Source organism: Nocardioides sp. 503 (assembly GCF_004522095.1).
In the GTDB taxonomy this organism is placed as follows: domain Bacteria; phylum Actinomycetota; class Actinomycetes; order Propionibacteriales; family Nocardioidaceae; genus Nocardioides.
In genome coordinates, this window is the sequence record NZ_SPUI01000012.1 from 16,374 (window position 1) to 33,750 (window position 17,377).

The 17,377-nt window shown below is 72.6% G+C and carries 22 protein-coding genes and 1 tRNA gene; 21 read left to right on the plus strand and 2 right to left on the minus strand.

The genetic code is table 11. From position 1 onward, the window contains the following. Positions 1-16: 16 nt before the first annotated feature. A complete protein-coding gene (locus tag E4622_RS21905) occupies positions 17-736 on the minus strand; it encodes an SDR family oxidoreductase (protein WP_134742363.1) in 720 nt (239 codons plus the stop codon). A gap of 136 nt (positions 737-872) precedes the next feature. On the opposite strand from E4622_RS21905, the gene E4622_RS21910 reads away from it, so the two are divergent. The 21 genes from E4622_RS21910 to E4622_RS22010 all read left to right on the plus strand — a co-directional run bounded on the left by E4622_RS21910 (position 873) and on the right by E4622_RS22010 (position 16,840). Further along, on the plus strand, positions 873-1,283 hold the full coding sequence (locus E4622_RS21910; RefSeq protein WP_134742364.1) for a MerR family transcriptional regulator: 411 nt from the start codon (positions 873-875) through the stop codon (positions 1,281-1,283). Positions 1,284-1,824: 541 nt separating this feature from the next. Beyond that, positions 1,825-2,640, plus strand: coding sequence for a ParA family protein (locus E4622_RS21915; RefSeq protein WP_245156158.1), 816 nt, complete (start codon positions 1,825-1,827; stop codon positions 2,638-2,640). Continuing rightward, entirely contained in the window at positions 2,625-2,963 is a 339-nt protein-coding gene (locus E4622_RS21920) for a hypothetical protein (RefSeq protein ID WP_134742365.1), read from the plus strand. Before E4622_RS21915 ends, E4622_RS21920 begins: the two co-directional genes overlap by 16 nt. After that, positions 2,960-3,820: a segregation/condensation protein A gene (locus E4622_RS21925; protein ID WP_134742366.1), complete on the plus strand. Its 861-nt coding sequence runs from the start codon at positions 2,960-2,962 to the stop codon at positions 3,818-3,820. Before E4622_RS21920 ends, E4622_RS21925 begins: the two co-directional genes overlap by 4 nt. Continuing rightward, positions 3,817-4,572, plus strand: a complete 756-nt coding sequence (scpB, locus tag E4622_RS21930; protein ID WP_134742367.1) for an SMC-Scp complex subunit ScpB — start codon at positions 3,817-3,819, stop codon at positions 4,570-4,572. Before E4622_RS21925 ends, scpB begins: the two co-directional genes overlap by 4 nt. Then, the gene (locus E4622_RS21935) at positions 4,569-5,321 is read left to right on the plus strand and encodes a pseudouridine synthase (RefSeq protein ID WP_134742368.1); all 753 of its coding nucleotides are present in this window, start codon (positions 4,569-4,571) and stop codon (positions 5,319-5,321) included. Before scpB ends, E4622_RS21935 begins: the two co-directional genes overlap by 4 nt. A 37-nt stretch (positions 5,322-5,358) precedes the next feature. Next, positions 5,359-6,171, plus strand: a complete 813-nt coding sequence (locus tag E4622_RS21940; RefSeq protein WP_134742369.1) for an AraC family transcriptional regulator — start codon at positions 5,359-5,361, stop codon at positions 6,169-6,171. 10 nt (positions 6,172-6,181) lie between these two features. Beyond that, positions 6,182-6,580 (plus strand): VOC family protein, encoded by a 399-nt coding sequence (locus tag E4622_RS21945; RefSeq protein WP_134742370.1) that lies wholly within the window; start codon positions 6,182-6,184, stop codon positions 6,578-6,580. A gap of 10 nt (positions 6,581-6,590) precedes the next feature. Continuing rightward, on the plus strand, positions 6,591-6,974 hold the full coding sequence (gene aroH / locus E4622_RS21950) for a chorismate mutase (RefSeq protein ID WP_134742371.1): 384 nt from the start codon (positions 6,591-6,593) through the stop codon (positions 6,972-6,974). Then, a complete protein-coding gene (locus E4622_RS21955) occupies positions 6,967-8,025 on the plus strand; it encodes a prephenate dehydrogenase (RefSeq protein ID WP_134742372.1) in 1,059 nt (352 codons plus the stop codon). Before aroH ends, E4622_RS21955 begins: the two co-directional genes overlap by 8 nt. An 11-nt stretch (positions 8,026-8,036) precedes the next feature. Continuing rightward, positions 8,037-8,711 (plus strand): (d)CMP kinase, encoded by a 675-nt coding sequence (cmk, locus tag E4622_RS21960; protein WP_245156155.1) that lies wholly within the window; start codon positions 8,037-8,039, stop codon positions 8,709-8,711. Further along, the gene (locus E4622_RS21965; RefSeq protein WP_134742374.1) at positions 8,708-9,487 is read left to right on the plus strand and encodes a lysophospholipid acyltransferase family protein; all 780 of its coding nucleotides are present in this window, start codon (positions 8,708-8,710) and stop codon (positions 9,485-9,487) included. Before cmk ends, E4622_RS21965 begins: the two co-directional genes overlap by 4 nt. Further along, complete coding sequence (gene der, locus E4622_RS21970) at positions 9,484-10,848, plus strand: ribosome biogenesis GTPase Der (RefSeq protein ID WP_209022051.1); 1,365 nt, start codon at positions 9,484-9,486, stop codon at positions 10,846-10,848. The genes E4622_RS21965 and der overlap by 4 nt, the downstream gene beginning before the upstream one ends. Before the next feature lie 100 nt (positions 10,849-10,948). Beyond that, a complete protein-coding gene (locus tag E4622_RS21975) occupies positions 10,949-11,965 on the plus strand; it encodes a hypothetical protein (protein ID WP_134742375.1) in 1,017 nt (338 codons plus the stop codon). 75 nt (positions 11,966-12,040) lie between these two features. Beyond that, positions 12,041-12,114 (plus strand) — tRNA-Pro (locus E4622_RS21980). A 118-nt stretch (positions 12,115-12,232) separates the two neighbouring features. Then, positions 12,233-12,832, plus strand: a complete 600-nt coding sequence (locus tag E4622_RS21985; protein ID WP_134742376.1) for a hypothetical protein — start codon at positions 12,233-12,235, stop codon at positions 12,830-12,832. A 103-nt stretch (positions 12,833-12,935) separates the two neighbouring features. Continuing rightward, on the plus strand, positions 12,936-13,469 hold the full coding sequence (locus tag E4622_RS21990) for a hypothetical protein (protein ID WP_134742377.1): 534 nt from the start codon (positions 12,936-12,938) through the stop codon (positions 13,467-13,469). A 723-nt stretch (positions 13,470-14,192) separates the two neighbouring features. Beyond that, on the plus strand, positions 14,193-14,534 hold the full coding sequence (locus tag E4622_RS21995) for a hypothetical protein (protein WP_134742378.1): 342 nt from the start codon (positions 14,193-14,195) through the stop codon (positions 14,532-14,534). Between the two features lie 116 nt (positions 14,535-14,650). Continuing rightward, entirely contained in the window at positions 14,651-15,070 is a 420-nt protein-coding gene (locus E4622_RS22000; RefSeq protein ID WP_134742379.1) for a hypothetical protein, read from the plus strand. A gap of 245 nt (positions 15,071-15,315) precedes the next feature. Continuing rightward, positions 15,316-16,089, plus strand: coding sequence for a GAF and ANTAR domain-containing protein (locus E4622_RS22005; protein ID WP_134742380.1), 774 nt, complete (start codon positions 15,316-15,318; stop codon positions 16,087-16,089). Next, positions 16,082-16,840, plus strand: coding sequence for a GAF and ANTAR domain-containing protein (locus E4622_RS22010; protein WP_134742381.1), 759 nt, complete (start codon positions 16,082-16,084; stop codon positions 16,838-16,840). The genes E4622_RS22005 and E4622_RS22010 overlap by 8 nt, the downstream gene beginning before the upstream one ends. Positions 16,841-16,942: 102 nt before the next feature. Here the strand turns inward: E4622_RS22010 and E4622_RS22980 are convergent, their stop codons facing one another. Beyond that, positions 16,943-17,086, minus strand: coding sequence for a hypothetical protein (locus E4622_RS22980; RefSeq protein ID WP_167736197.1), 144 nt, complete (start codon positions 17,084-17,086; stop codon positions 16,943-16,945). Positions 17,087-17,377: the final 291 nt, after the last annotated feature.

Here is a 17,377-nt window from a genome sequence, read left to right on the forward strand (position 1 = left end):
CGCCCGTTCGGAGTTCTCAGCCCAGCAGCTGGGCGATCTGCGCGTAGAACTCGGCGGGGTCGCCGGCCAGCGAGGCCTTGACCATCGCGGTCCAGTCGTCGACGACGACCTCGATCGCGCCCGTGGTCAGTCCGTCGAGCGAGAGCCGAGGCACGTCGCGGGGGTCGATCTTGGGTCCGTCGTAGCCGTCGGTGAGGTCCGTGTCCGCCGCACCCAGCAGGACGCCCTGCACGAAGGTGCCCTGGGCGGCGAGCTCGAGGCGGACGCCGTTGGTCATGTTCCACTCCGCCGCCTTGGCCGCGGAGTAGGAGCCGCTGCCCGGAGCGGCGAACCACGACAGCGCCGACAGGACGTTGACGATCGCGCCCCCGCCGTTGGCCGCGAGCACCGGGCTGGTCTCGCGGATGACGTCGAGCGTGCCCCAGAAGTGGGTGTCCATCTCGCGGCGGACCTCGGCGAGGTCGCCGGTCACCAGCGGGGCGCCGGTGGAGATGCCGGCGTTGTTGACCAGGAGGGTGAGGTCGGGCACGGCGGCCGCCGCTGCGACGACGGAGTCGTGGTCGAGGAGGTCGAGCCGCAGCGGCACCACCCGGCTGTCCTCGAAGTCGAGGGTCTCGGGACGGCGGGCCGTGGCGTACACCTTCGTGGCGCCGCGCTCGAGCAGCTCGAGCACGAACTGGCGCCCGATGCCGCGGTTGGCTCCGGTGACGAGGGCGACCTGGTCGGGAATGTTCATCGGTTCCTTGCTTTCGGGTGAGGTCTGACGAGGCCGGCCTCGGTGGCCCGGCGTCGGCTACGCTAGGACCTGACGTTGACGTCAAGGGCAAGTCGGCGAGACCGACGACACAGCACGGACCGGCAGGGAGACGTACATGCGCATCGGTGAGGTGGCCGACCGGGCCGGGGTCAGCACGCGGGCGCTGCGCTACTACGAGGAGCAGGGCCTGATCGCTCCCGAGCGCACCGGCAGCGGGCAGCGGAGCTATGCCGAGTCCGCCGTCGAGCGGGTGCAGATGATCCAGCAGTTCTTCACCGCCGGCCTGCCGAGCCGCACGATCCGCCAGCTGCTGCCGTGCGTCGACACCGGGCACGGCTCGCCGGAGGCCTTCGCCATGCTCGCGGCCGAGCGCGACCGGATCACCGCCGCCATGGCGGACCTCGCGGCCGCGCGCGACGCCCTGGACGCGCTCATCGACCTCGCCCACCACCCCACGCCGGAGCACTGCCCGGCGCTGCGCGACCCGGCCTGGTCGTCCTACGACGCCGGGCTCGTCCGCGCCTGACGAGCCGTCTCGACGCTCTCGTCGCGGCCTGGACCACCGGCGTCGTTCCTCCACAGGAAAGTGCACAGGGGAGTCCCGGCCTGTGCAGGGGAGCGCGCGCGAGTGCACATCCTCTCCACACCTTTCCCTTGCCCCTGTGGGAATCCGGCAACGAGTAGGTGCATCGTCGGGACCGGGCCTAGAGTCCGCGGCGAGTCTCCGCAATGTCGTCGTGTCGACATTGTGTGATGGGGAGCAGAGCCCCGACCGGTCTCGGAGAACCCACGAGGAGTGGCACATGAGCAGCAACGGGAACTACCCCCCGAGCCACGGCAGCGGTGGCAGCGCCGCACCCGACATGCCTCCCCGGGCACCGGTCCCTTCCCCTCCCGACCGAGATGAGCACGTCGTGTCCGACCCCCTTCCCTTCGAACGCCCCCGCGCCGGCATGCCCGAGATGGCCGCCAGCAACGAGGCCCCCTCCGCCCCCGCGCCCGAGCGCGAGCCGGCCCTCGACGACGTCGACGTGCCCGCGGTCGTCCTCGGCCCGACCGGCCGCCCGATGCCGCACCTGCCCGAGCCGCGACCCGTCACCGGCGAGCACCGCGCGCGGGTGATCTCGATGTGCAACCAGAAGGGCGGCGTGGGCAAGACCACGACGACCATCAACCTCGGCGCGGCGCTGGCGGAGTACGGCCGCAAGGTGCTGCTCGTCGACTTCGACCCGCAGGGCTCGCTGTCGGTCGGCCTGGGGCTCAACCCGCACGAGATGGACCTGTCGATCTACAACCTGCTGATGCAGCGCGACGTGAGCGTCGAGGACGTCGTGGTCCCCACCGGCGTGCCGGGCATGGACCTGCTGCCGTCCAACATCGACCTGTCGGCCGCCGAGGTGCAGCTGGTGCACGAGGTGGCCCGCGAGCAGACCCTCCAGCGGGTGCTGGCCCCGGCGCTCTCCCAGTACGACGTCATCCTCATCGACTGCCAGCCCTCGCTCGGGCTGCTCACCGTCAACGCGCTGACGGCCTCGCACGGCGTGATCATCCCGCTGGAGTGCGAGTACTTCGCGCTGCGCGGCGTCGCGCTGCTCAAGACCACGATCGACAAGGTGCGCGAGCGCCTCAACCCGCAGCTGGAGATCGACGGGGTGCTCGGCACGATGTTCGACGGCCGCACGCTGCACTCCCGCGAGGTCATGGAGCGGCTCGTGCAGGCCTGGGGCGACAAGGTCTTCCACACCGTCATCCGTCGCACCGTGAAGTTCTCCGACGCGACCGTCGCGGGGGAGCCGATCACCTCCTACGCCTCCACCTCGGGCGGCGCCGAGTCCTACCGCCAGCTCTCGAGGGAGGTGCTCGCACGGTGCCTCGACGCGTGAGCATGCCCACGGCCGACGACCTGTTCCGGCCCACCGCCGTCCACGCGGTCCCGGACGCCCCCGAGACCGCCGAGCCGGCCGAGGCCGAGTCGGCGACGCTGCCCAAGCCCAGCGGCCGGATCCGCCACGACGAGAAGATGACCGTCTACGTCACCTCCGACGAGCTGATCCACATCGAGCAGGCGCGCCTCGCGCTGCGCAGCGGCCACGGCCTGGCGGTCGACCGCGGCCGGCTGGTCCGCGAGGCGGTGGCGCTGGTGCTGGCCGACTTCGACGCCCACGGGGACGACAGCGTGCTGGTGCGGCGGCTGACCGAGGGATGACCGCCCTCGCTGCCCCCGGCGAGGCGGGTGAGCAGGCTCCCGGCTTCGAGCTGCGGCTCGACAACTTCGAGGGTCCCTTCGACCTCCTGCTGAGCCTCATCTCCAAGCACAAGCTCGACATCACCGAGGTCGCGCTCTCGCGCGTGACCGACGAGTTCATCGCGCACGTCAAGGCCGGAGGACCGGTCTGGGACCTCGAGCAGACCACGTCGTTCCTGCTCGTGGCCTCGACCCTGCTGGACCTCAAGGCCGCGCGCCTCCTGCCCCAGGGCGACGTCGAGGACGAGGAGGACCTGGCGCTGCTCGAGGCCCGCGACCTGCTCTTCGCACGGCTGCTGCAGTACAAGGCGTTCAAGCAGGTCGCCGGCTTCCTCGAGGTGCGGCTGGCCGAGGAGTCGCGCCGCTTCCCGCGCGCGGTGGAGATGGAGGAGCGCTACGCCACCCTGCTCCCCGAGGTGCTCATCGGCATCGGGCTGGACCGCTTCGCCGAGCTCGCGGCCAAGGCGCTGGAGCCCAAGCAGGTGCTCGAGGTCTCCCTGCAGCACATCCACGCCAACAAGGTCAGCGTGCGCGAGCAGGCCGCCCTGGTGGTGGACCGGCTGCGGCGCACCGGCACGATGACCTTCCGTGCCCTGTGCGGCGACTCGCCCGACCGGCTCACCACGGTGGCGCGGTTCCTGTCGCTGCTCGAGCTGTTCCGCGAGGGCGCGGTGGCCTTCGAGCAGGTGACGGCGCTGGGCGAGCTGACGATCCGCTGGACCGGGGCCGAGGACGAGGAGATCGAGATCACCGACGAGTTCGACGGGGCGCCGCCCGAGCCGGGCGCACCGGCGCCCGCTGACGAGGAGACACCATGACCGACGCCCCGACCGAGCCCGACGCGGTCCCCGAGACCCCGGGGGAGCCTGAGGTGTCCGAGGCGGCCGAGGTGCTCGAGGCGCCCGAGGCGCGCGAGACCGACGGCGGCGACCTGCTCGCCGTACCCCTGACCGAGCTGCGGCCCGCGCTCGAGGCGGTGCTGATGGTCTCCGACCAGCCGCTCGACGACGTGAGCCTGGCCTCGACGGTGGGCTACCCCGCCGCCGAGGTGTCGGCGGCGCTGCACGAGCTGGCGGCGGAGTACACCGAGCAGGGTCGCGGCTTCGAGCTGCGCAACGTCGCGGGCGGGTGGCGCTTCTACTCGCGCGACGAGTACGCCGCCGTCGTCGAGGCGTTCGTCCTGGAGGGCCAGCAGGCCCGGCTGACGCAGGCGGCGCTGGAGACGCTCGCGGTGGTCGCCTACAAGCAGCCGGTCTCGCGCGCCCGGGTGTCGGCGATCCGCGGGGTCAACGTCGACGGGGTGATGCGCACGCTGCTCTCGCGCGGGCTCGTGGAGGAGGCCGGCCAGGACGGCGAGACCGGGGCCAACCTGTTCCGGACCACCAGCTACTTCCTGGAGCGCATCGGGGTGACCTCGGTCGACGACCTGCCCGAGCTCGCGCCGTACCTCCCGGACATGGAGGACCTCGAGGACGAGCTGGCCGAGATGGCGGCCTCGGAGTCGGTCCACGAGGGGCCCGCCGGCGGACCCGAGGCCGCGCCCACCGCGCCCGAGGCGACGCAGCCGTGAGCCGCGAGGTCGCCACGGACGACGACGGCCTGATCCGCCTGCAGAAGCTGCTGGCGCAGTCGGGGGTGGCGTCGCGGCGCAAGTGCGAGGAGCTGATGCTCGACGGCGAGGTGGAGGTCGACGGCGAGGTCGTCACCCGCCTCGGCACCAAGGTCGACCCGCGCACCGCGGTGATCCGGGTCTCCGGCCAGCGCCTGCCGCCGGTCTCCGACCTGGTCTACCTCGTGCTCAACAAGCCGACCGGCGTGGTCTCCACGATGTCGGACCCCGAGGGGCGGCGCACGATCTCCGACCTCGTCGAGCACCGCGCGGAGCGGCTCTTCCACGTCGGGCGCCTCGACACCGACACCTCAGGGCTGCTGCTGCTGACCAACGACGGCGACTTCGCGCAGCGCATGGCCCACCCCTCCTACGAGGTGGACAAGACCTACGTCGCCGAGGTCGAGGGCGAGCTCGGCAAGGACACGCTGCAGCGGCTGCTGGCCGGCGTCACGCTCGAGGACGGCCCCGTCACCGTCACCCAGGCGCGCACGGTCGCGGCCGCGCGCGACAAGTCGATCGTCGAGCTGGTCATCCACGAGGGCCGCAACCGCATCGTGCGGCGCCTGCTCGACGAGGTCGGCCACCCGGTCCGCAAGCTGACCCGCACCGCCATCGGGCCCGTCTCGCTCGGCTCGCTCAAGCCCGGCCACCTGCGCGAGCTCACCCTCGACGAGCTCGGACGGCTGCTCGACGACGCGGAGCTGTAGGCGGCCGGCGACGGCTCGCGCGGCGTAGGGTCGGCGCATGGTCGGCCCCCTGACGGTGCCTCTCGCCCTGCGGCCGTACGTCGCCTGGCTGACCGGCTACGACGTGGTCGGGCCTCCAGGGGTGCACCGCGGGCTGCCGGGGACCTCGCTGACCTTCGTGCTGCCCCTCGGGGCCCCGCTGGACGTCGCCTGGAGCGGTGACCCGGGCTCGCGGCGGGCGTCGTGGTCGAGCGTGGCCGGGCTGCACGCCGCGCCGGCGGAGATCCGGCACGACGGTCACCAGGAGGGCTTCTTCCTGGCGCTGACCACCGCCGGCGCCCGCGCCCTGCTCGGGCTGCCGGCGGCCGCGATCGCCGGGCAGCTGCTCTCTCTTGACGACCTCGCACCGGGCCTGCGGCACCTCCCCGAGCAGCTCCACGCCGCGCCGACGTGGCCCGAGCGCGCGGGCGTGCTGCACCGCGCGCTGGCGACCGCGCTGTCCGCCCACGCCGGCCCCGGCGCGCGGGCCGAGGTCGGCCGGGCGCTGGCCAGCCTGTCGCGCGGCGTCCCGGTCGCGGCGGTGGCCGACGAGGTCGGCTACAGCCGCCGCCACCTGCGCAACCTCGTGGTGGCCGAGACGGGGCTGAGCCCCAAGGAGTACCAGCGGGTGGCGCGCTTCGAGTCCAGCCGCGACCGGGTCCTGGACGCGGCCCGGCGCGGCGGCACCCTGGCGGAGGTCGCGGCCGTGTGCGGCTACGCCGACCAGGCCCACCTTGCCCGCGAGTGGCGCGACCTCGCGGGGTGCGCGCCGACCACGTGGCTGCGCGAGGAGTTCCCCGACGTCCAAGCCGGCGGCGTACTCCCGGGGTGAGGGTGGTGCCATGACGAACCCCACGGCAGCAGACGTCCGGCACTGGCAGACCATGACTTTCCGCGACGCGGAGACGATGATGCGCTGGCTCGGCGCCATCGGCTTCAGCGAGCACGCGACCTACCGCGACGAGCACGACCCCACGGTCGTGGCCCACGCCGAGTGGCTGTGGTCCGGCGGCGGCGGCATCATGTTCGGCTCGGTGCGCCCCGACGCCGCGGTCGACAACGCCGGCGGCTCCGCGGCCTACCTCGTCACCGACGACCCCGACGCCCTCTTCGACAGCGCCGTGGCCGCGGGCGCGACCGTGCTGCGGCCCATGGTCGACCAGGACTACGGCGGGCGCGGCGGCAGCGTCGCGGATCCAGAGGGCAACCACTGGTCCTTCGGGAGCTACCAGCCCCGATAGCATCGGCCGCGTGCCAGTCAGAGCCGTGCGCGGCGCCACCCAGCTCGACGCCGACGAGCGCGAGCACATGCTCGAGCGGGTCGCGGAGATGGTCACCGACGTGATGACCTCCAACGGCCTCGAGGTCGACGACTTCATCTCGGTCATCTTCACCGCGACCTCCGACCTGGTCTCGGAGTTCCCGGCCTATGCCGCCCGGCAGCTCGGCTTCGGCGAGGTGCCGCTGATCTGCGCGCGCGAGCTCGAGATCGCCGGCTCCATGCCGCGCTGCGTGCGGATGATGGCGCACGTCGAGACCGACCTGCCCCGCGCCGACATCACCCACGTCTACCTGCACGGCGCCGCGGCGCTGCGCAGCGACCTCACCCGGGTCCGCTCCGTGCCGGATGAGTGAGCTGACCGGTCCCGTCGAGATCGTCGGGGCCGGGCTGATCGGGACCTCGATCGGGCTGGCCTGCCGCCGGGCCGGTCTCGAGGTGCTGCTGACCGACCCCTCCGACGACCACCTCCGCACCGCCTCGGGGCTGGGCGCCGGGCGACCGAGCGCGCCGGGCGACCGCCCGCAGCTGGTCGTCGTCGCGGTGCCCCCCGACCACCTCGCCGAGGAGATCTCCCGGGCGCTCGACGGGGAGACGGTCGTCACCGACGTGGGCAGCGTCAAGGCCGGGCCGCTGGCGGCGCTCGCGGAGCGCCCCGGGGTCGAGCGGTACGTCGGCGGCCACCCCATGGCCGGCAGCGAGCGCTCCGGCCCGCTGGCGGCCAGCGCCGCGCTCTTCGACGGGCGGCCGTGGGCCGTGACCCCGCACCCCGGCTCCGACCCCGACGCGGTGGCGCTCGTGGAGGCGCTCGCGCTGCTCTGCGGGGCCGTCCCGGTGCGGCTCACCCCCGATGAGCACGACAAGGCCGTGGCCCGCACCTCGCACCTGCCCCACCTGCTCGCCTCGCTGGCCGCGGGCGTGCTCGCCGGCGCCCCGGCCGATCACCTGGCCCTGTCGGGGCAGGGGGTCCGTGACGTCACCCGCGTGGCCGCGGGCGACCCCGCGCTCTACGGCCAGATCGTCTCGGCCAACGCGACCGCGGTCGGAGCCCTCCTCGGGGAGGTGCGCGGCCGCCTCGACGAGGTGATCGCCGCCCTGGCCACCGGTGACCGGGCCGGGCTCGAGGCCGTGCTCGACCAGGGCGTCAGCGGGACGCGCGCCATCCCGGGCAAGCACGGCGGACCGCCGCGTCCCACGGCCGTCGTCCTGGTGGCCGTGCCCGACCATCCGGGCGAGCTGGCCCGGCTGTTCGCCGACGCGGGGGAGAGCGGGGTCAACATCGAGGACGTGCGCATCGACCACGACCCGGGCCGCCCCGTCGGGCAGGTCGAGCTGACCGTGGACGAGGACCGGGCGGAGCACCTCCTGGGCTCGCTCGAATCACGGGGCTGGGTGACTCACCGGTAGGCTTCGCTCCCGTGAACAGCACTCCCGAGGCACAGGTCGTGGTCGCGGTGGACGGCACCTCGGGGTCCGGCAAGTCCAGCACCTGCCGCGGCGTGGCCGACCGGCTGGGCCTGCGCTACCTCGACACCGGCGCCCAGTTCCGCGCGATGACGTGGTGGATGCTGCGTGAGGGCGTCGACATCCACGACGCCGACGCCGTCGCCGCGGTCGCGGAGAAGCCGACCATCGTCTCGGGCACCGACCCGCTCGACCCCACCATCGAGGTGGACGGCGTCGACGTCGCGACCGAGATCCGCACCGAGGCCGTCACCGGCTCGGTGTCGCCGGTCAGCACCGTCCCGCAGGTGCGGGCGCGGCTGCTCGAGCTCCAGCGCCGGATCATCGACGGCGGCGGGATCGTCGTCGAGGGCCGCGACATCGGCTCGGTGGTCTGGCCCCAGGCCGAGGTCAAGCTCTACCTCACCGCCGACCCCGCCGCCCGCGCCCTGCGCCGGGCCGCCGAGGAGGGCGGCACCGACGTCGCGGCCACCGAGCGGGTCCTGGCCGAGCGCGACCGGATCGACTCCGGGCGCGCCACCGCCCCCCTGACGATGGCCGACGGCGCCGTGCACGTCGACACCACCTTCCACTCGCTCCACGAGGTCATCGACCAGGTGGTGCAGCTCGTCGAGCGGGCCGCCCGGTGAGGGCCCCCACCACGCAGCGGGACCTCGACCCGCACCACCTCGAGCGACCCCGGACCGACCGCACGCCCCACCCGCCCCGCGCGACGCTGCGCGGCCTGCGGCCGATCAGCCGCTGGCTGCTGCGCCGCCGCTACGACGTACGGGTGACGGGCGCCGGGCGGGTGCCGGCCGCCGGTCCGGTGATCCTGGCCGCCAACCACGTCGGCGTCATCGACGGGCCGCTGCTGGCGATCTTCGCGCCCCGGCCGGTGCACGCGCTGACCAAGATCGAGATGTTCCAGGGGCGGCTGGGCCGCTTCCTGCACCTCTCCGGCCAGATCCCGCTGGACCGGATGGTCGCCGATCCTGCGGCGGTCAAGCAGGCCGTGCGGGTCCTGCGCGACGGGGGAGTCGTCGGCGTCTTCCCCGAGGGGCGGCGCGGGGCGGGCGAGCTCGACCGCTTCCATCGCGGCGCGGCGTACCTCGCCCTGGTCACCGGCGCACCCGTCGTCCCGGTCATCCTGATCGGCACCCGCGAGCCCGGCGGCCACACCGGCTCGCTGCCGCGCCGGGGCGCGAGGATTGAGCTCGTCATCGGCGCACCCTTCACACTGGAGCAGATGCCTTGGCCTCGCCGGCGCGCTGACGTGGAGACCGCGTCCTTGCGACTGCGCGACCGGATGCTCGACGATCTTCGTGAGGCGCTGGTGACCACCGGCCGCCGCCTCCCGGGACCCCTCCCGTCAGGGGAGCTGGAGCCCGACCCTTCCGGTGGCGTGACAGGAACGACGACGTGAGCGAGACGCTGGAGCCCGACGACAACGGACGAGAGGGCACGGACGGGCCGGTGCCCGTGCTGGCCGTGGTCGGGCGCCCCAACGTGGGCAAGTCGACCCTGGTCAACCGGATCATCGGCCGCCGCGAGGCGGTCGTGGAGGACGTCCCCGGCGTGACCCGTGACCGGGTGTCCTACGACGCCAACTGGGCCGGGCGCGCCTTCACGGTCGTCGACACCGGCGGCTGGGACCCCGACGCCCGTGGCCTCGCGCAGAGCATCGCCGCGCAGGCCGAGATCGCGGTGACGCTCGCCGACGCCGTGCTGTTCGTCGTCGACGCCTCGGTGGGCATCACCGACCTCGACGAGCAGGTCGTCAAGATCCTGCGCAAGTCCGGCAAGCCGGTCGTGCTGGCCGCCAACAAGGTCGACGACCAGCGCACCGAGGCCGAGGCCTTCGGCCTGTGGAACCTCGGCCTGGGCGAGCCCTGGCCCGTCTCGGCGCTGCACGGTCGTGGCTCCGGCGACATGCTGGACGCCGTCCTGGCCGCCCTGCCCGAGCCACCCCCCGAACGCGAGCACGAGGCCGGCGGCCCGCGCCGCGTCGCGATCGTCGGCAAGCCCAACGTCGGCAAGTCCTCGCTGCTCAACCGCCTGGCGGGGGAGGAGCGGGTGGTCGTCGACAACGTCGCCGGCACCACGGTCGACCCCGTCGACGAGCTGATCGAGCTGGGCGGGCGCACCTGGCGCTTCATCGACACCGCCGGCATCCGCAAGCGCGTCAAGGAGGCCTCGGGGCACGAGTACTACGCCTCGCTGCGCACCTCGACCGCCATCGACCGCGCCGAGGTCGCCGTGCTCGTCGTCGACGGCGGGGAGTCGCTGTCCGAGCAGGACATCCGCATCATCCAGACCATCCGCGAGGCCGGCCGCGCGCTGGTGATCGCGTTCAACAAGTGGGACCTGGTCGGCGAGGAGCGCCGCTACTACCTCGAGCGCGAGATCGAGCGCGACCTCGTCCAGGTGCAGTGGGCGCCGCGCATCAACATCACCGCCCGCACCGGCTGGCACGTCGACCGGCTGGTCCCGGCCATCGACAAGGCCATCGAAGGCTGGGAGACCCGGATCTCGACCGGCACGCTCAACGCGTTCCTCGGTCGGCTGGTCGCCGAGCACCCGCACCCGGTGCGCAGCGGCAAGCAGCCCAAGATCCTGTTCGGCACCCAGGCCCAGTCGGCGCCGCCGATGTTCATCCTGTTCACCAGCGGCAAGCTCGACGCCTCCTACGAGCGGTTCATCGAGCGCCGCCTGCGCGAGGAGTTCGGCTTCGTCGGGACGCCGATCCTGCTTCAGCAGCGGCCTCGGGAGAAGCGCAAGCGCTAGTGGAATGACTTCGTCATTCCAGTGGGAGTACTCGTTTCGCTCGTACTCCCGACTGTCCTGTTGTCCCGCGGGTCGGGGTCTGCTGACCTAGGGTGTGACGATGCGCACCCTGGCAGCCCTGACTCTCGGGGCGGTGGCCCTGGCCGTGCTGTCCCCGGTGGGCGGCCCGGAGGGCACGCGTACGTCGTCCCCTGACGTCCCGCGGGCCGACAAGACCGCCGCCGCGCGCTCGGTCGACGCCAAGCCGGTCGCCGGGACCAGGTGCTCGGAGTTCCCCGCCGACAGCTGGTGGCACGCCGACGTACGCCGTCTGCGAGTGCACCCGCGCAGCCGGGCGTGGCTCTCCCACATGTCGACCGGGCGGAGCCTGCACCCCGACTTCGGGCCGTCCGGCGACGGTCCGGGCTACGGCATCCCGGTCACCGTCGTGAGGTCATCGCACCGCACGGTGCGGGTGGGCTTCGACTACGCCTCGGAGTCCGACCGGGTCCGCTACCCGCTGGGGTCGGACACCCGCATCGAGGGCGGCCGCGCCTCCGACGGCGACCGGCACGCCATCGTCGTCGACCGCGGGCGCTGCCGGCTCTACGAGACCTACGACACCCGGGTGCGCGGCGGCCGCTGGCACGCCGGCTCCGGCGCGGTGTGGTCGCTGCGGAGCAACCGCCTGCGGCCCGACGGCTGGACCTCCGCCGACGCCGCCGGTCTCCCGATCCTGCCCGGGCTGCTGCGCTGGAACGAGGTCCGCGCCGACCGCATCGACCACGCGATCCGCTTCACCACCGACGTCACCGCCCGGCGCCACCTCTGGCCGGCGCGCCACGACGCGGGCTCCAGCGACAGCCGCGACGTCCCTCCCATGGGCGCCCGCTTCCGGCTCCGCGCGGGGTGGTCGGCGGCCGGCCTCTCGCCGTACGCCCGACGGGTGGTGCGCGCGATGAAGACCTACGGCCTGGTGCTGGCCGACAACGGCTCGCCGTGGTTCTTCCAGGGCGAGCAGCACCGCCGGTGGCCCGAGCGCCTCATCGAGGACCTCAAGACCATCCCCGCGTCGGCGTTCGTCGCCGTGGACACCGCCCCGCTGCGCAAGAGCAAGGACAGCATGGCCGTGAGGTGAGCCCGATTCCGCGGGGACCGGCGCGCTGTTGTAGTGTTCCAGCGCTCGGCCAACGCGAGAATCGGCCGGGAGATTCGGGCTGTGGCGCAGCTTGGTAGCGCACTTGACTGGGGGTCAAGGGGTCGCAGGTTCAAATCCTGTCAGCCCGACCGAAGAACCGCAGGTGAGGCCGCTTCCGGAGAGATCCGGAGGCGGCCTCGACCGATTTGCCGTCGTCGGCCACCTCGCCGGCGCGGCCACGCCGGGGTCCCGGCTAGATTCGCAGGCGTGTCGGCTCACCAGCGCGTCCTCGTGGTGAGCACGAGCGTGGGGGAGGCCGAGCTGGCGCGCCTGCGCCACGACCTGCGGCGCGACCCGCTGGTCCTCACGGCTCCGACGGCCGAGGCCAAGCGGGTGGTGCTCGCGCTGCGGGTCGAGCCCCAGGTGGAGGTGTCGTTGGCGCCGGTGCGGTTCCCGCCGGCCGACCGGGCGCACCGGCTCGAGGAGCTGGTCCGGCGCCACGCCCTGCGCGACCGCTTCCGCGACGTCGTCGTGGTGGTGGACCCCGCGACCGTGATCCTGCTCCTGCGCGCCCTGGCCCCCGACCAGCTGCCGGCGTCGGGTCCGGTGGCCGTCGTGGGGCTCCCGCGCGGCGACCGACCGGTCGACGTACGGCGTGCGGTCGTCGTGGGACTCGTGCTGGGCCTGGTCGCCGCCGCGGCCAACCCGGTGGTGCTCGTCGGGCTCGCGGTCTCGCTCGGGCTGGTGCTGCTGCTGGTCCCGCCCTGGCGCCACCTCGGCCGGGAGCTGCTCCTGGCCGCGGCCATCAGCACCGCGGTGGCGCTCGCGCTGGTGTCCAGCTCGGGTCGGTTCCCCGGCGGCTGGTAGCCCTTCCCGCATCCGTTCACCCACAAGTCACTCGGATGTCGCCGGGCAGACACCGGTGGTGGAAGAAGGTCCCCATGCGACCCGGACAGCAGGACACCGCGCCATGAGCACCTACGGCACCGAGGAGAAGGGCGAGCTCCGGTCCAACCTGACCAAGCTCTACCAGGCAGGCCGGCAGGACTTCCCCGACCGCGCGGACGCCGTGAGCGCCGTGGCCACCGACGTGAACTTCCTGATCGAGGACCTCAACGGGCGGGCCGCCCAGCTCGGCGACCCGGCCGTGACCCAGGACATGCTGGCGGTGTGCGCACGGGTCGCCGACGCGCTGATCCGCACCGTCAAGACGCTCAACGCGTGCGCCGAGGGCCTGGTCTACATCGCCGACGACTTCGTGGCGCGTGACGAGTTCGCACAGCAGGTGTTCAACAGCCTGGGCGCGGAGCTGACCACCGGGGCGCCGGCGCAGGCACCCGTGCCCCAGCAGATCGACGGGGAGACCCTGCTGCACGAGGGCGACGGCGACGACTACGTGACCTCCGCCCCGCCCGTGAGTCCCGAGGCGGACGCGGACACGCGCAACGACGAGTACGACCAGGCCCAGGACGGCATCGGCTTCCCCGAGGAGGACGGCTCATGAGCGAGGGCAAGTTCGACCTCGGGCTCTTCTACGACCTCACCGGCGAGATCGAGCGCTACCTGGGTTGGCTGCGTGGCAACGAGGCCGTGAAGGAGTGGTGGGACTCCTACCAGGAGCAGCTGGGCCCCGACACCCCGCGCGTGATCCAGGGTCTCGGCTACACCTCCACGCCGTACGAGCCCGACCTCTGGGTCACCTTCATGTACTCGGGGCTCCCCGACCTCACGCAGGACGAGCTCACCGCCCTCACCGGACAGCTCAACGAGGCTGCGGACAAGGCCTGGCACAACGGGGTGGGCTGGGCGGCCGGCATCGGTGGCTACCTGCGCGACATCTGCGCCTCGTTCACGCGGCCGCAGGCCTCCTACCTCACCGAGGCGATGGACATGTTCGCCGCGACCCGCACCAAGATGGAGACGGCCATCCCGGTCAACGCGACCGAGCTCGACGTCGACGACTGGCACGGGCAGTCGCACGACGAGTTCAAGGCCTTCACCGAGCAGCTGCACGACTCGATGCAGCAGTACGCGACCTACTTCGCCTACGCCGAGAACTGGTTCGCCGCGGCGGCCACGCTGGCGGTCAACACGCAGAACGGGCTCATCCCGCTCCTCGAGGAGGTCCGGGACGCCCTGCGCCTGCAGCTCGTGGAGTGGGCGGAGACCCAGGGCAGCCCCATGGACAGCGGCCCGGGCAACGCGAAGGCCCTGGAGGTTGCTCAAGGTGGGCCGCGAGATCATCGGCTTCATCCCCGCGGCCGACAAGGTCATCGGCACCGCCGAGGACGTCGTCAGCACGACGGGGGACATCCTGGCGCTCTTCGACGCCGAGCCGAAGTTCTACGAGCCCGTGGAGTTCACGGTGACCTCGGCGGAGACCGTCTACAGCAAGCTCGTCGCCACGCTGACCGACAAGTACCTCACGCCGTTCGACGACTCGCTCACCGAGATGGGCACCAAGTCGGCGCCGGTCAGGGCGACGATCAACGACCTCGGGGACGACTTCTTCCCACCGGTGGTGAACGACGCGCGGTCCCCGGAGTGGAAGAACGACCTGGAGGACTGACACGAGGGTCTCGTCCCCGTCTCGTCCGCCCGGCGAGGCGGGGACCCGATGTGGAGATGTCGTGCAGGTCCCGCTGTCGCGGCCGCGGTCGGGGCCGGAGGCCCTAGGTTCCAGCCATGATGCGGCAGAGGCGGATCCTGGACGGGCTCCTGGCGGGGATCGCGGGGGTGCTCCTCACGCTCGCCGTCGTGGGGATCGTCCACGTCGCCCATCGGGTGGACGCGGGGCCACCCCAGCCGTTCACCGTGTTCGGCGTCTGCGCCGGCTCGGAGGTCGCGGTCACGCTCGCGCAGGCGCCGGGGAGCAGCCTCGTCCTCGTCGACGTGGTCATCCACGACGTGCCGCTCCACCAGCGGGGGCAGGTGACGTGGGCCGGGTACCCCGGACGGGCGGAGCGCATCTCGCCCGAGCTCGACACGAACGTCGCCCAGGTGTTCCGACAGCTCGGCGACCTCGACGACGGCCCGCAGCGGCGGGTCTGGATCCGACCGGACGGGCAGCGGGCCTGGTGCAAGACCGTCGCGCGCCTCGCCTGAGCTTCACTCGGGCGGACCTCTCGAAACCCGAGCCTCACTCGGGCTCGTGTCGTCTCGTGGAGCGTAGGATGGGCGACCTGCATGTCGTCCCAGCCCCCGACGGCCCGTGCTTCACTCGTGACTGCTGCCTGGGAGACCCGTATGACCGCGAGAACGTCGCCACCGAGAGTGGACCCGACGCCCATCGACAGGGCACTACGTCGTCGTGCCGATCAAGAAGACGTCACGACCGGAGTGGGGGCGAGATGAGCGCATCGCTGGAGGTGGTCCGAGCCGAGCTCACCGCCGCCGTCGCCGGTGCCGAGCCGGGCATCGATGCGGCCAACGAGCTCTGCCTGGCGTGCACAGGACTCTTCGGGGTCGATGGCGCGGCGGTCTCCATGATCCACGAGGGGTCTTCGCGCGGCACGTTCGGCTCGAGCGACGAGATCAGCAGGCGCGTCGACGAGCACCAGTTCACGTTCGGTGAAGGACCGTGCCTGGACGCCGCGGCGACACAGCAGGTCGTGCTGGTGCCCGACCTCGACTCCCCGCGCGAGGTGCGATGGCCGGGCTTCGCCGGTGCCGCGCTCAGCGACGGGATCCGGGGGGTCTTCGCCATCCCCATCATGGTCACCTCGGAGTGCGTCGGCGCCCTTGACCTCTTCCGGTCAGGTCCCGGTCCTCTCGAGGGCGACCAGCTCGCGGGGGCCTTCGTCGCCGCTGAGCTGGCGTCCGTGACTCTCGTGGAATCCCTCGCCGTCGACGCCACCGCCGCGAGCGATCTCGACGAGAGCCTCATGAGGGAGGGCGAGGACGCGTGGGGGCGCCTGGCGGAGATGGACCGCATCGAGGTCTACCAGGCGACCGGGATGCTGATCGCCCAGCTGGACGTCGACGCCGCCGAGGCGCTCGTCCGCCTCCGTGCCCACGCCATCGCCACGGGCCAGACCGCGAGCCAGGTGGCCTGGGCCATCGTCGAGCGCCGCCTCCGGCTCGACCGGGACAGCAGAGGCCCCGCAGGAGGCTTCCATGACTGACGGTAGAGAACGCGAGATCATCCGTGCCTTCGTCAACCTGTCCAACGACCTGGCCGACGAGTACGACGTGATCGACATGCTCACCACCCTCACCTCGCACTGCGCTGACCTGCTGGACGTCTCCTCCGCCGGCCTGCTGCTCGCCGACAGCAAGGGCGTCCTGCACCTGGCCGCTTCGTCGTCCGAGCGCGCGGAGCACCTGGAGACCTTCCAGCTCCAGCGCGACGAGGGCCCGTGCCTGGACTCCCATCGCAACGACGAAGTCGTCAGCGTCTCCGACCTGTCGGCCGAGGACGGACGCTGGCCCCAGTTCGCCCCCGCAGCCCGTGCTGCTGGGTTCACCTCCGTGCACGCGCAGCCCATGCGGCTGCGCCACCAGAATCTCGGAACGTTGGGTCTCTTCGCCAACCGCGCCGGTCTGCTCGGTCAGGACGACCAGGAGCTGGTGCAGGCCCTGGCGCACGTGGCCAGCGTGGCCATCGTGAACGAGGCGGCCGCCAGTGACAGTGCGACGGTCAACGCCCAGCTCCAACGTGCCTTGACGAGTCGCATCGTGCTGGAGCAGGCCAAGGGTGTCATCGCGCACACCGGCAGCGTCGAGATGGAGGAGGCCTTCAACGCGCTGCGCCGCTTTGCCCGTGACCGCGGCCGCAAGCTGAGCGACGTCGCCGCCGCGATCGTCAATCGCGACGAGTCGGGTGCAACGATCCTGGCGCACGCGGAGTCGGTGTCCATCCCTCCCTCCAGGTGAGCACGCGCCCGACCGAGGTGATGCCGTCCCGGGTCGCCCCACCCGAACGTCGACCCGGCGCACGTGTGCCGGGTCGCAGGACGGCGCGCGTCTCGGTCGAGGTCACTCGTCGCCGTTGTCGTCGTTCTCGCGCCACCAGGTGACCAGGAACCACGCCGCGAAGACGAGCGTCGGGACCAGCAGCAGCAGCTGCGGCACGTCGAAGCCCGCGATCCCCCCGGCAGCGCTGATCGCGAGACAGGTCATGGCGCCCCCCTGGCGGCTCGTCGTCGTGGCAGGTCGAGCCCGTCGGCCCGAGACGTCCAGGGACACCGGGCCCGTCGGCTGCCGGTGGGTCGGCGGACCGGGTCGCGGCCCTCACCCTCCCCCGGAGTGCGGCAAGCCTATCGAGCGAGGCGTGTGGACTCGGAGCCGGTGAGCTGTACCCGCTCGGTGGCTCGGTGCCGTCACGGCGCTCAACGCGTGCGCCGAGGGCCCGGTCCACCTCGCCGACGACTTCGTGGCGCGTCACGAGCTCGCGCAGCAGGTGTTCAACAG

Coding starts and splice junctions, on each gene's coding strand:
- E4622_RS22980 (WP_167736197.1), bottom strand. CDS start 17,086: ATGACCTGTCTCGCGATCAGCGCTGCCGGGGGGATCGCGGGCTTCGAC.
- E4622_RS22000 (WP_134742379.1), top strand. CDS start 14,651: ATGATGCGGCAGAGGCGGATCCTGGACGGGCTCCTGGCGGGGATCGCG.
- E4622_RS21940 (WP_134742369.1), top strand. CDS start 5,359: ATGGTCGGCCCCCTGACGGTGCCTCTCGCCCTGCGGCCGTACGTCGCC.
- E4622_RS22010 (WP_134742381.1), top strand. CDS start 16,082: ATGACTGACGGTAGAGAACGCGAGATCATCCGTGCCTTCGTCAACCTG.
- E4622_RS21910 (WP_134742364.1), top strand. CDS start 873: ATGCGCATCGGTGAGGTGGCCGACCGGGCCGGGGTCAGCACGCGGGCG.
- E4622_RS21955 (WP_134742372.1), top strand. CDS start 6,967: ATGAGTGAGCTGACCGGTCCCGTCGAGATCGTCGGGGCCGGGCTGATC.
- E4622_RS21945 (WP_134742370.1), top strand. CDS start 6,182: ATGACGAACCCCACGGCAGCAGACGTCCGGCACTGGCAGACCATGACT.
- scpB (WP_134742367.1), top strand. CDS start 3,817: ATGACCGACGCCCCGACCGAGCCCGACGCGGTCCCCGAGACCCCGGGG.
- E4622_RS21915 (WP_245156158.1), top strand. CDS start 1,825: ATGCCGCACCTGCCCGAGCCGCGACCCGTCACCGGCGAGCACCGCGCG.
- E4622_RS21975 (WP_134742375.1), top strand. CDS start 10,949: ATGCGCACCCTGGCAGCCCTGACTCTCGGGGCGGTGGCCCTGGCCGTG.
- E4622_RS21990 (WP_134742377.1), top strand. CDS start 12,936: ATGAGCACCTACGGCACCGAGGAGAAGGGCGAGCTCCGGTCCAACCTG.
- E4622_RS22005 (WP_134742380.1), top strand. CDS start 15,316: ATGAGCGCATCGCTGGAGGTGGTCCGAGCCGAGCTCACCGCCGCCGTC.
- E4622_RS21925 (WP_134742366.1), top strand. CDS start 2,960: ATGACCGCCCTCGCTGCCCCCGGCGAGGCGGGTGAGCAGGCTCCCGGC.
- E4622_RS21905 (WP_134742363.1), bottom strand. CDS start 736: ATGAACATTCCCGACCAGGTCGCCCTCGTCACCGGAGCCAACCGCGGC.